The organism is Glycomyces artemisiae (assembly GCF_003002955.1).
In the GTDB taxonomy this organism is placed as follows: domain Bacteria; phylum Actinomycetota; class Actinomycetes; order Mycobacteriales; family Micromonosporaceae; genus Glycomyces; species Glycomyces artemisiae.
On sequence record NZ_PVTJ01000008.1, the window covers coordinates 323,239 to 335,633 of the forward strand.

Annotated in this window: 8 protein-coding genes; 2 read left to right on the forward strand and 6 right to left on the reverse strand. The window is 69.6% G+C overall.

Annotated features, from left to right (window positions below):
* Positions 1-35: 35 nt before the first annotated feature.
* The 5 genes from B0I28_RS20795 to B0I28_RS20815 form a co-directional block, all read right to left on the reverse strand.
* Positions 36-1,052: a LacI family DNA-binding transcriptional regulator gene (locus B0I28_RS20795; RefSeq protein ID WP_106365754.1), complete on the reverse strand. Its 1,017-nt coding sequence runs from the start codon at positions 1,050-1,052 to the stop codon at positions 36-38.
* A gap of 25 nt (positions 1,053-1,077) precedes the next feature.
* Positions 1,078-1,920 (reverse strand): carbohydrate ABC transporter permease, encoded by an 843-nt coding sequence (locus B0I28_RS20800; protein WP_106365755.1) that lies wholly within the window; start codon positions 1,918-1,920, stop codon positions 1,078-1,080.
* On the reverse strand, positions 1,917-2,813 hold the full coding sequence (locus B0I28_RS20805) for a carbohydrate ABC transporter permease (RefSeq protein ID WP_181245883.1): 897 nt from the start codon (positions 2,811-2,813) through the stop codon (positions 1,917-1,919). Before B0I28_RS20805 ends, B0I28_RS20800 begins: the two co-directional genes overlap by 4 nt.
* Before the next feature lie 68 nt (positions 2,814-2,881).
* Positions 2,882-4,195 (reverse strand): ABC transporter substrate-binding protein, encoded by a 1,314-nt coding sequence (locus B0I28_RS20810; RefSeq protein ID WP_106365756.1) that lies wholly within the window; start codon positions 4,193-4,195, stop codon positions 2,882-2,884.
* Positions 4,196-4,215: 20 nt separating this feature from the next.
* Positions 4,216-6,309 (reverse strand): glycoside hydrolase family 36 protein, encoded by a 2,094-nt coding sequence (locus tag B0I28_RS20815; protein WP_219926897.1) that lies wholly within the window; start codon positions 6,307-6,309, stop codon positions 4,216-4,218.
* A gap of 207 nt (positions 6,310-6,516) precedes the next feature.
* Here B0I28_RS20815 and B0I28_RS20820 point away from each other — a divergent pair, with 207 nt between their 5' ends.
* The gene (locus tag B0I28_RS20820) at positions 6,517-9,198 is read left to right on the forward strand and encodes a carbohydrate-binding protein (protein WP_106365757.1); all 2,682 of its coding nucleotides are present in this window, start codon (positions 6,517-6,519) and stop codon (positions 9,196-9,198) included.
* Positions 9,199-9,228: 30 nt separating this feature from the next.
* On the opposite strand, the gene B0I28_RS20825 is transcribed toward B0I28_RS20820, so the two are convergent.
* Positions 9,229-11,379, reverse strand: a complete 2,151-nt coding sequence (locus B0I28_RS20825; RefSeq protein ID WP_342761236.1) for a 2Fe-2S iron-sulfur cluster-binding protein — start codon at positions 11,377-11,379, stop codon at positions 9,229-9,231.
* A gap of 204 nt (positions 11,380-11,583) precedes the next feature.
* Between B0I28_RS20825 and B0I28_RS20830 the strand changes: the two genes are divergently transcribed.
* On the forward strand, positions 11,584-12,204 hold the full coding sequence (locus B0I28_RS20830; RefSeq protein ID WP_106365759.1) for a TetR/AcrR family transcriptional regulator: 621 nt from the start codon (positions 11,584-11,586) through the stop codon (positions 12,202-12,204).
* The last annotated feature ends 191 nt before the right edge of the window (positions 12,205-12,395 follow it).

Below are 12,395 nucleotides of genomic sequence, written 5' to 3' on the forward strand. Positions count from 1 at the left end.
CTGGAAGCTCACCGGGACGGGCGACGGCCCGCTCCTCACGCGGCGGCGCGTCGTCCGGGGTGCGGGGCGGCGGTGCTTTCCCTGAGGATGAGCTTGGGGCGTTCGGTGGAGTGGCGGCGGTCGTCGGTGCCGTTGACGGCGTTGAGGAGGAGCTGGAAGCCGCGGCGGCCGAGGGTGGCGAAGTCCTGGCGGGCGGTGGTCAGGGGCGGGCTCCAGAGTTCGGCGAGGGGGTTGTCGTCGAAGCCGGCGACGGAGATGTCGTCGGGGACGCGCAGGCCCGCTTCGGTGATGCCGCGCATGACGCCCATGGCGATCTCGTCGTTGCCGCAGAAGACGGCCGTGACGGCGGGGTCGGCGGCGAGGGCGCGGCCGATCGGGATGCCGCTCTTGGGGTCCCAGGTCGCGTCGATCAGCGGCGGGATGTCCGCGCCCGCGCGGCGCAGGGCCCGGCGCCAGCCGGTCGTGCGGCCGTCCACTTTCCGCGAGGGCGGGACGCGGACGTGGTGGACGGTGGCGTGGCCCAGGCCCAGGAGGTACTCGGTGAGCTCGTCGGCCGCGGCGGCCTCGTCGAGGACCGCCTGGGCGGTGTTCGGCTCGCGCACGCCGGAAAGGGCGACCACAGGGAGGTGCGGGGGGATCTTGCCGAGGGCCGCGACGCCGGGCGGGTCGAACTTGAGGACCGCGACGCCCGCGAGCGGCTGGGTCAGCGTCGCCTCGATGGCCTGGTCGACCTCGTCGGCGGACTCCACCACGGTGATCATCACCGTGTAGCCCTCGGCGCGCGCGGCGATCTCGATGCCGCGGATCGTCTCCGCGTAGCCGTACCGGGAGGTGTTCCCCGCGATGATCGCGATCGTCTGCGGCTTGCGGGAGACGAGCGCGCGGGCCGCCGCGCTCGGCCGGTAGCCGAGGTCGGCGATGGCGGCCTCGACGAGTTCGCGCTTGGCCGGGCTGACCCGCGCCGCGCCCGTGAGGACGCGGGACACGGTCGGGACGGACACGCCCGCGCGGGCGGCCACGTCCGAGATCGTCGGGTTCCCGGCCCTGTTCATTTCACCGCCCCACTCGTGCCCTGCTTCATTTCACCGCTCCGCTCGTGATGCCGGAGATGATCCTGCGCTGGGCGACCATGAACGTGATCAGCAAGGGCAGGCTCATGAGGATGATATAGGCGAAGATCAGGTGCCAGTTCTGGAGATACAGACCCGCGCTGGCGACCTGGTAGAGGTTGAGCGGGAGCGTGTCGATGCGGCCGCCGATGACGAACAGCGCGTAGAACACGTCGTTCCAGATGTACAGGCAGATGAGGATCGTCGCGGTCGCGAGCACGGGCCGCAGCAGCGGCAGGATGATCCGGATGAACACGCGCACGGGTCCGGCGCCGTCGACGCGGGCGGCCTCTTCGAGCTCGTGCGGGATGGTGCGCACGAAGCCGGTGACGAAGAAGATCACCGTGGACAGGTACATGCCCATGTAGACGCCGATCATGCCGAGCGCGGTCCCGGCGAGGCCGAGCTGGCGCAGCAGGAGCACGATCGTGACGACCGCGGGCGGCAGCACGATCCCGGAGATGCCGAGCGCGTAGATCGCCGCGGTGAGGCGCCCGCCGCGGCGGCCGAGGATCCACGCGGCCATCGAGCCGAGGACGAGGACGCCGACCACGGACGGGACCATGACGAGGAGGCTCCCGAAGAACGCCGAGAGCATGCGCCCGTCGGTGAACACGGTCGCGAAGTTCTCCCACAGGTGCCACTGCGAGGGCGCGGACAGGTTCGGGTCGAGGGCCTCGCCCTGGTCCTTCCCGGCGGTGGCGACGACGAGCCAGAACGGGACGCCGAGGACGGCCGCGGCGACGAGGATCGCGGCGATCGGCTGGCCGAGGCGGCGCCTGGGGGCGCGGCGGGCTGACAGGGCGGTCACAGGACGTCCTCTCGCTTGCGGAGGTACCGGATCACGGGGAACGCGAGGATCGCGACCATGAGGAACAGGACCAGGCTCATGGTCGTGGCCTGCGCGAACAGGCCCTGCCCGAAGGTCCGGAAGATGAAGATGTTCAGCAGCTCGGTGGTCCCGCCGGGGCCCCCTTCGGTGGTGGCCTGGACGATGTCGAAGCCGTTCATGGAGCCGAGGAGCGCGGTCGCGACGTTGAACGTCACGGCGGGCGCCAGGAGCGGGAACCTGATGGCGCGGAACATGGTCCAGCGGCTGGCGCCGTCGAGGCGGGCCGCTTCGAGCACGTCCTCATTGATCGTCTTGAGGCCGGCGAGGTAGATGAGCATCGACAGGCCCATCCACTTCCAGGCGTGGACGATCGCGACGACCACGATCGTCCAGGTCGTGGAGCCGAGCCACGGGATGGCGACCTCGGTGCCGGTGAGCCAGCCGAGGATGCCGTTCAGGGCCCCGTCGGGTTTGAGGAGCGCCTGGAAGATGTAGCCGACCGCCAGCGCGGACATGACGACCGGGATGAAGAACGCGACGCGCACGGCCCGGTTGACGGCGGTGTCGCGTTCGAGGAGCAGCGCCAGGCCGAGGCCGAAGAGGTTCTGGAAGAGGGCCACCAGGACCGCGTAGACGAGGGTGACCTTGAGGGAGTTGAGGAGCGTCCCGTTGGAGAACAGGGACGTGAAGTTGTCGGTCCCGGCGAAGTTGATGGCGCTCTTGAAGCTCGACCAGTCCGTGAACGCGTACACGAAGTTGAACAGGGTCGGGACGAAGAAGAACACGACCAGGACGGCCAGGGCCGGGATGAGGAACCACAGGGGGTGGTCGCGGTGCCTGGAGCGCGGGACTCCGAGGGCGTTCGAGCTCATGGGTTCTGCCTTTCAAGCCGAGGTGCGGGGGCGCCGGCCATGCCTGCCGGCGCCCCCTGGGGGGCGGTCTAGAAGCCCTCGGCGCCTTGGGCCTTGGCCAGTTCCGCGAACTGGGCCTGGGTGGCCTCGGCGACCTCGGTCGGGGTCTTGGTGCCTTGGATCATGTCGGCCAGGTAGAGGTACAGGTCGGGGTTGGCGATGGCGAGCGCCTGCATGGACCCGGCGGCGTCGCCGACGGACTCGGAGGCGGACAGGAGCGCTTCGGGGACGTCGGCGGGCGTCTCGACGCCGGGCTGGAGCGAGACGGTGGACTGGGCGTTCACGAAGTCGCCGTAGCCGTCGCCGAGCCAGTAGGACAGGAGCTGGCGGGAGGCGGACTCGCGGTCGGCGTCGCCGGTCTTGAAGGCGACGAGCGCGTTCGACTGGTCGGGGATGAACGTGCCGGTGTTGCCGGACGGGGAGATCGGGAAGAAGCCGATCTTCTGGTTCAGCTCCTCGGTGTCGGCGAGGGACTGGAGCTGGCCGAAGAAGGAGTTGACCTGCATGACCATCGCGGCGTCGCCGTCGAGTAGGGCCGCGCCCTGGTCCTCGAAGGTGGCGGTCTTGATGTCCTCGTTGAACAGGCCCTCGTCGATCAGGGCCTTGTAGGTGTCGATGGCGCCCTGGATGGTCGGGTCGGTGAAGGCTTCTTCACCGGCGTTGACGCGGTCCCAGAGGCCGTCCTCGGCGGCGTCGGCGAGCTGGACCTGGACCCACCACTGGGTGGCCCAGCGGTCGGCGCCCATCTCGTAGAACGGGGTGGTGCCTTCGGCCTTGAGGTCGCGGGCGAGCTGGATGAAGGAGTCCCAGTCGGTCGGGAGGTCGGTGACGCCGTTGGCGGCGAAGACCTCCTTGTTGTAGTAGACGCCTTCGACGGCGGGCGTGGTGATGAGCGCGGCGTACCGGGTGTCGTCGAGGATGCCGGTGATGTCGCGCAGCGCCGGGTCGTAGGAGTCGAGCCAGGGGGCGCCTTCCAGGGACTGGAGGTTCTGGGAGGCGTTGAGGGCGGTGAGCTGGGAGGCGGTGGGCTGCCAGAACGCGAGGTCGGGCTTGTCGCCGGTGGCGACCTTGGTCTGGACGCCCTGCTCGTAGGGGTCGGGGATGGTGACCACTTCGACTTCGGCGCCGGTGAGCTCCTCGAAGCCCGCGATGACGCTGTCGGGCACGGTGTTCGAGTTCTGGGCGGCCCAGATGGTGAGGGTGGTGCCGGAGAGGTCGGCGTCCTGCGCGGGCCAGTCGGCGGGTCCGGCGTCCGAGTCCCCGGCGCCGGGGTCGGAGCACCCGGCGAGGGCCACGGCGGCCGCGGCGGCCAGCGCGAGTGTGCTGCGGAACCTGTTCTTCATTGAATCGCTCCTTGTCGCGGTTACTTCGAGGTGGTGAGGCGCAGGGTGCGGGCGCCGACGGGGGCGCCGTCGCTGCGCACGGTGAGGGTGCCGGTCGCGGCGTCCCAGTCGGTCTTCCATTCGGGAAGGGCCGCGGGGAAGACCGTGGTGACGTGGACGTCGCGTCCGGCGAGGTGCGGGAAGTGCAGTTCGGTGGCGGCGGGGCCGCCGCGGCGCCACACGGAGACGAGGTCGCCTCCGGGTGCGGTGAGGCCGAGGGCGGTCCAGGGGTCGGTCCAGCCGGGCAGGCCCGCGGGCCAGTGCGGGGCGCCCGCGGCGATGTCAGTGCGGAGGGTCTTGGCGGCGGCGATGGCCTCGGCGACGACGGCGCGCTGGGCGTCGGTCATCTCGTTGAGGTGCCCGGAGACGTAGTAGCGGCCGAGGAGGCCGGTGACGAGGCAGAACGCGGCCTCTTCCTCGTTCATGCCGGGCTGGGGGTAGGCCCAGCTGGCGGCCTGCTCGGGGAGGAGGGCGATCGGCGCGGCGGCGGCGATCGGCGGGTACTTCGTGAACTCCTGCTGGTCGGAGGTGGACTGCATGGCGAGGCGGGAGAGGACGGCGAAGTCCATGCGCATGGCGCCGGAGGAGCAGTTCTCGACGACGAGGCCGGGGTGGCGGTCGAGGACGCCGTCGAGCCAGGCGAGGTGGGCGCGGTTGTGCTCCAGGAGGCCGTCGCCGACGCTGTCGGCGTCGCGGTCGGTGCCGGGGCCGGGGTTGATGTTGTAGTCGAATTTGAAGAAGCCGATGCCGAACTCGGCGACGAGGCGGTCGACGACGCCGTCGAGGTGACTGATGGCGGCGGGGTGGCGCAGGTCGAGGTGGTAGCGCTGGTGTTCGGCGATGCGCTGGCCGTGGCGCTGGAGGAACGCCTCGGGCGGGAGGCGGTCGGCCATGGGGCTGTTGACGCCGATGACCTCGGGTTCGAGCCAGAGGCCGGGGACCATGCCGTGGCCGCGGACGGCGTCGATGACTTCGCCGAGGCCGCCGGGGAAGCGGGTGGTGGAGGGGCGCCATTCGCCCACGGAGGGCCACCAGTCGCCGGAGTCGTCGTACCAGCCGGCGTCGATGCAGAAGATCTCGGCGCCGACGTTCGCGGCGGCTGCGATGAGCGGGAGGAGCTTCTCGGTGGTGGGGTCGCCGTTGAGGGTGTTCATGTAGTCGTTGAAGACCACGGGCATGGCGGCGTTGTCGGGGTGGGGGCGGCGGGCGGCGCGGCGGAAGGCGGTGAGGGCGGCGACCGCTCCGGTGAAGTCGTCTCCGGCGGTGATGGCGGCGGGGACGGTGGTGAAGGATTCGCCGGGGTGGAGGACGCGGGTCCAGGAGTGGTCGGTGTCGGTGGGCCCGGAGAGGCTGACGTAGCCGCCGCGGAGGTCTTCGCCGAGTTCCCAGCGCCAGGCGCCGTTGTGCTCGATCTGCCAGGCGAAGGCGAGGCCGTCGGTCTCCACGCCCGCGACGGGGAGGTGGTGGCCGGTGGACCAGGTGCCGTCTGAGGTCGCGGACCAGTGGCCGCGGGGGTCGTGGTCCCCTCCGGCGAGTTCGGTGGACAGGCGCGGGAAGTCGTTGCCGCGCAAGGGGGTGCGGGTCCAGCGGCCTTCGCCGAACCAGTCGCTGACGCCGTTGACGCGGTGCCAGGCGGCGAAGTCGTCGTCATGGTCGCCGCCGTCGGTCCGGGTGAAGCCCATGGTCCAGGTGGCGACGGAGCGCAGGACCTGGACGGTGTCGGCGGTGATGGTGGTGCGGGCGCGGATCGCGCCGTCGGCGGCGTCGAGGAGTTCGATCGCGGTGGTGGCGCGCAGGCCCTCGGCGGCCTGCTCGATCGTGAGGACGCGGCCGGCGGCGGTGCGGGTCTCGGCGTGGCCGGTGTAGCGCATGAGTTCGCCGAGCCGGGTGTGGGCGAGGCGGTCGGCGGCGGGGCGGTGGCCGGAGGCGGCGGTCGCGACCTCGACGAGCGGGAGCGCGTGGAGGTCGGTGGCGCGGTCGCCGCGGACGATCCCGGCGACGCGCACGGGCGCGTCCTCCCCCCACTCGAACCGGAGTGCGAGTCGGCTACTGCCCCAAGTGAACTGCTCGGCCACGATGCCCCTTGTCCTGGTGTTCGGCGCGGGCGTCCGCGGTCCGGACGCCTGATATCGATTTCAATCGGTACCGTAACGCGTCCTGATATCGATTTCAAATCTTGTCTTGAAATCGTTATCAGATTTCGATACGGTCGGGCCGTCAGTCGAAGATCGACCCCTGTCAATGACGACAATGAGAAGAGGAACCACACGATGAGGAGACCGATGGCAACTGTCGCTGCCGCAGCGGTCGCCGCGACGGCCGTGACCGGCCTGTCCGGAACGCCCGCCAGCGCCGCGGAGACCGAGGTGCTCGCGGTGGACTTCGCCCAGCGCACCGGCGAGTTCCGCGGCGGCGCCTCGGGCACGCTCTACGGGTTCGGCGACGAGGGCGCCCCCACACAGGCCGTCATCAACGGCGCCCACATCACCAACTCGTCGCAGAAGGCCCCCTACGGCACCCAGCACCCCTCGGGCGACGCGATCAAGATCGAGGACGGATTCTTCGACAAGCACGGCCAGGACCTGTACATCTACGTGCAGGACTACTACCCCGAGTGGCCGTACAACGGCGGCAGGCGCCCCGGCGACGACCGCACCTACGACCAGGCCACCGGCACCTACACCGAGGAGCCCAACGGCGTCTGGGACTTCCTCGAAGTCACCGAGTTCGTGGCCGAGGCCGTCGCCACCGACTCCGACCGCCCCCAGGACTACGTGTTCATCCCCTACAACGAGCCCGACGGCGGCAACTGGTACCCCGACTGGGCGAACCAGAAGGACCAGTTCCTCGCCGACTGGCAGGCCACCTACGAGAAGATCCAGGAGGTCTGGGACCGCCACGGCCTCGGCCACGCCCGCATCGGCGGCCCCGGCGACACCCGCTGGCAGCCCCAGCGGTCAGAGGACCTCCTCCGGTTCGCCAAGGAGCACGGGTCCCTGCCGGACATCTTCATCTGGCATGAGCTGGGCATCGACAACCTCGCCACGTACCGGCAGAACTTCGCCGACTACCGGGCGCTCGAACAGGAGCTGGGCCTCGATCCGATCCCGGTCAACATCACCGAGTACGGGATGCTCCGCGACATGGGCGTGCCCGGCCAGCTCGTCCAGTGGTTCGCGATGTTCGAGGACACCAAGGTGGACGCGCAGGTCGCGTACTGGAACTACGCCGGGAACCTCTCCGACAACTCGGCCCGCCCCAACGGCGCGAACGCCGGATGGTGGATGTTCAAGTGGTACGGCGACCTCGAAGGCTCCGAGACCGTGGCCGTCACCCCGCCCGAGCTGAACGCCGTGGACACCCTCCAGGGCATCGGCGCGATCGACGAGGCGAACAAGCGCGCCACGGTCCTGTTCGGCGGCACCGGGAACGACGTGACCCTGGACCTGAGCGGCCTCGACCGGTCCATCTTCGGGAGCGCAGTGGACATCGAGGTCCGAGAGACGACGCTCAACGGCGCCGAAGGACTGACAGACACCCCGCGGGTCGTCAAGGCCCTCGACGGCGTCGAACTCGGCGACGGCACTCTGAGCCTCGACGTGCCCGTGTACGACCGGTACGCCGGATACCAGGTGGTCATCACCCCCGACGGCGCCCGCGACGTCGAGGCCGGCGCCGCGGCCCAGCCGTGGACCGCCTCGGTCGAGGCCGAGCGCATGGACCTCACCGACGCCACCGTCTACACCCAGGACCCGCAGGCCAACGGCGGCTGGAAGTTCCTCGCCTCCGGCGGCCGGGACGTGGGCTCGTTCAACAAGGCGACCTCCCGCGCCGACTGGACCGTCGAGGTCCCCGCGGACGGGACCTACCGGCTCCAGGTCGTCGGCGGCGCGCCCGGCATCCCCGGCCGCCACGCGCTGTTCGTCGACGACACCGCCTCCGGCACGATCCAGTACGCCGCGGACCTCGCGCTCAACGCCAACAGCCGCTGGCAGTACCGCGGCAGCGCCGAGGTCCTCGTGGACCTCACCGCCGGTGAGCACCTCCTCTCGATCCGATCCAGTGAGGACGGCGCCACCGTACTCCCGAACTCCGACATCACCCTGGACAAGGTCTCGCTGACCTCGGTCACCGACGAGTCCACCGTGTACCCGGCCACCACGTTCCGGCTGGAGGACGGCGCGACCCTGAACTGGGCCAACGGGAGCGACCGCGGCTCGGCCAAGCTCCAGGGCGAGGGCCGCGCCGACCTGTACGCCAACGCGATGGAGACCGGCTACTACGACCTCGCCGTCGACTGGTCCTCCACGAAGACGTCCTCGGTCGAACTCGTCGTCAACGGCGAGCCGACCACAGAGCTCACGTCAACCCGGAAGGGCAAGTGGCGCTCCAGCGCCACCGTGCACCTCGTCGAGGGGATCAACGAGATCGAGCTGCGCTCCCCCGACGGCGCGACGGTCCAGTCGCTGACCACGGTCCGCAACCGAGGCGCCGATGCGGCGGCCGTGTCGATCGAGGCCGAGGACGCCGTCCTGCTGGGCTCGGCGGCGGTCACGGACCTCGCCGAGTCGACCGGGTCCAACGCCACCGGCATGGCCTACGTCGGCTGGGTCGGCAACGGCGCGGACAACGCGGTCGAACTCCCCCGCGACGGCTTCGCCGCGCCCGGCGACTACGACGTCACCGTGTACTACGCCAACGCGGAGCTGTCGGGCGACCACGACTACAACCCGCAGGTCGTGGACCGGCTCCTCCAGGCCACCGAGGACGGCACGGAGGTCGGCCACGCCTACTTCCGGTACACGTACTCGTGGGACAGCTTCTCCCAGCGGTCCTTCCCGGTCGCGCTGGCGACCGCGGACCAGCCCCTGCGCCTCGGCAACCCCGACGCATGGGCCCCGAACCTCGACCGGATCGTCATCTCCCCCAGAGTGATCGGCGACCCGACCACCGCGAGGCGCTAGGCCGCGTTTGAGAATGAGGAAGCCTCTAGTTCAATCTCTTGTGCTGCAACAAGGTTCATGAACTGGAGGCTTCCTTGTCGAAGGGAGCAGCGGGGAAGCGGAGAGATCGGTGATATCCAGGGTGACCGTGGACAGAGGACAGCTGACGCAGGTCAGCACCTGGCCCTCGGCCTTCTGCTCGGGGGTGAGGCAGGTGTGTTCGGGTCGGGTGACCTCTCCGCCGCGCACGCGCACCATGCATTCGCCGCAGTTGCCGACCGTGCAGGAGTACGGCATGGGCAATCCGGCGGCGAGAGCGGCATCGAGCAGGGTCTGGCCGGGTTCGACCACGGCGGCTCCGATGAGGCTCCCGTCCTGCTCGACTCTCACCTCCTGGGGTGCCGCGGCGCCGGCGGGCGCGGTGATCGCGCCGGTGAAGCGTTCCCGGTGCGTGCGCTCGGGTGGCACGCCGAGTCGTTGCAAGACATCGTGGACGGTGTCCATCAGCGGTTCGGGGCCGCAGACGAAGTGCTGTGCGCTGTCGGACAGGGGCAGTCCGCTCACCCATCGGCGGATGCCTTCGGGGCCGAGCCGTCCGTCGCGACCGGTGAGGACGCGGGTGACGGTCAGCCGCTCCGGATAGTCCGTCGCCAGGCGGGTCAGCTCGTCGCCGAAGATCATGTCCTCGGGACTTCGGCTGCTGTAGAGCAGGTCGATTCTGCCGTCCGCCGCGGGGACGGACAGCCGGGTTCGAATCATGCTCATCATGGGTGTGATGCCGCTGCCGGCCGCGATGAGTACGAGCTGATCGCGAGCCTGCGTCGGAGCGTGGAAGCTGCCGGAGGGGCCGCGCACCGCGAGGCGGTCCCCGGGCCGCAGGCCCCGATGGGCGTGCGTGGAGAAGCGTCCGCCCTCCACGTGTTTGACGGTGACTTCCAACCGGGTCGCTCCGGGAACCGAAGAGGCCGAGTAGGCGCGCCTTACCGCGGAGCCCTCTATGTCCGTGACCAGGGTGAAGAACTGTCCGGGGTCGAAGTCGAAGGGTTTGGCCTCTGCGGATGCGTCCTCTAGGACCAGGGTTCGGGCGGTGGGCGTCTCCTGGCGTATCTCGCAGATGCGCACAGGGCGCAGCGGGCTCTCCGCTGCGTCGCCTTCGGGCGCGTCGCCGTGGTGAGCGGCGACAGGGACTTGAACGTTGTCGTAGCCCTCTTTGCGCAGCCCTGAGAGGTAGGCGCGGTCCACTGCTTTCCGCATCAGCCGGCTCATCCCCGGAACGGCGGTGATGAGCTTGATCAGCCGAGCCGATCCGTGTCCGGACCCGGCTGGGTTGGCGGCCAGGTGTGCGCTGCCCAGGGCCATCATGTCGGGTGCACGACCGTGACCGGTCCGTCCCTCCGGCGTCCACAGGTGTGCATCGGCCAGGGCGTCGTTGCTGTTCACCTCGGCGTGCTCGACGCTGATGAGGAGTGCGAGATGTGGTGGCACTCCGCGCAGCGCCATCGTCTTGAGCAGTGCGGGGTCGTCGGTGATCGCTGCGCGCCCGCGGACGTGCAGCACACCGCTGCGGCCGGGGACGAGCGCAGCGAGTGAAAGGCGGTCGTCCTGCAACAGGTTGTGCAGGCTGTCTGCGCGCTTGTTGCCCTTGCGGTCGGCCAGGACCAGGGTGTGGCCGTCCAAGATGCGGGCCACCGCATGCCGCTCCCCGCGCGGGCTGGTGTCGCTGCCGCCGCCCGTGTCCCAGGTGGAGATGGCCAGAAAGGGTGACGCGGCCAGAAAGTCGCTCACGCCGGCGCCGGCCAACGGCCCGTCGCCCAGTACCGGCTCGGCCGCCTGGAATTGGGCGGGCGGCTCCCACAGGCCGGAGCGGATGACCGCCTGTGCGCAGTGCACGTATGCCTCGGCGACATCCACGGCCGTCTCCCCGCTCCTGAGGGCGGATGCAGCGCCGTTGACCCGCAGGACCTCACCCACGCCGGGCAGCAGAAAGAACAGCGATACCGGTCCGCGCGCAACGGCCGGCCCAGGAACGGGAAAGGAGAACCGCTTCAGGGAGTGGGTGCGCGCGAACCCGGGTGTGCCGCCGACGAACGTGGTCCGGGCGACGCCCCTGGTGTCCCGGTAGCCGAACGCCGCGACCGGGCTGTAGGCCAGGACGTCGCGGCAGCCTGCGTCGAGGACGCCGATCTGCTTGCGCATGATCATCCCGGCCGGACGGCCGACGACCTCCTCGACTTCGCCAACCGTGGAAAGCCGGTGGAAGGAGTCCGGCCAGAGATTGTCCTGGTGGGTGGTCACGGCTGCACACTCCTCGGGTCGCATCGCTTGATTTCGCAGGTCATAGCAGTATTATGAGCAAAAGCTCACCTCTTGACTACTCGTATTTGACCCGTACGGAAGGATCAACGGATGTCCCCCGCCGACCGCCGCCTCGCCCCACGTCGCAAGCCCCGACAGGTGCGCGCCGAACTCACCCGCGAGCGCATCCTCACCGCCGCTGCTCACGTTTTCTCCGAGTTCGGCTACTCCGCCGGCACCACCAACCGCATCGCCGAACACGCCCGCATCTCCATCGGCTCGCTGTACCAGTACTTTCCGAACAAGGACGCCATCCTCGCCGAGCTGCTGGTCCGGCACATCGACCGCGGCGCCTGGACGGGGGCTCAAGAGCTGGATCTGGCCCCCGGCACACTGACGGAAGCGGTGCGCTCCTTGGTCCGCGATGCGATCGACCACCATCGCGACGACCCGCAACTACTCCGCATCATGATCGAGGAGGCGCCGATCTCCAGCGAACTGGTCGAAGCGATCGACCGACACGGCCAGGCGCGGGTGAGCCAGGTACGCGACGTGCTCGCCCGTCATCCGGACGTCCGCGTGCGAGATCTCGACGTGGCGGCAGAGCTGGTTGTGGGAACCGTTGAGCTGAACACCCACAAGCTCATGGCAACCCCGCACCCCATTCCGGTCGACAGGCTCGAAACGCAGTTGGTCGCCATGATCACTCGATACCTACGAGGCGATCAGTAGCTGCCGGTCGGAGGTTCGGGAAGCTCGCCATCCGCTACGAGGCCACCATCCAGGGCGCGATCCTGCTCGACCGCACCCCTCATTCTCAAGCGCGGCCTAGGTCGTGTTTACGAACTGAGGAAGCCTCCTGTTGAATCTGTTGTGCTGCAACGGATTTCAATAGGAGGCTTCTGTGTCGAGCCTATCAGGGC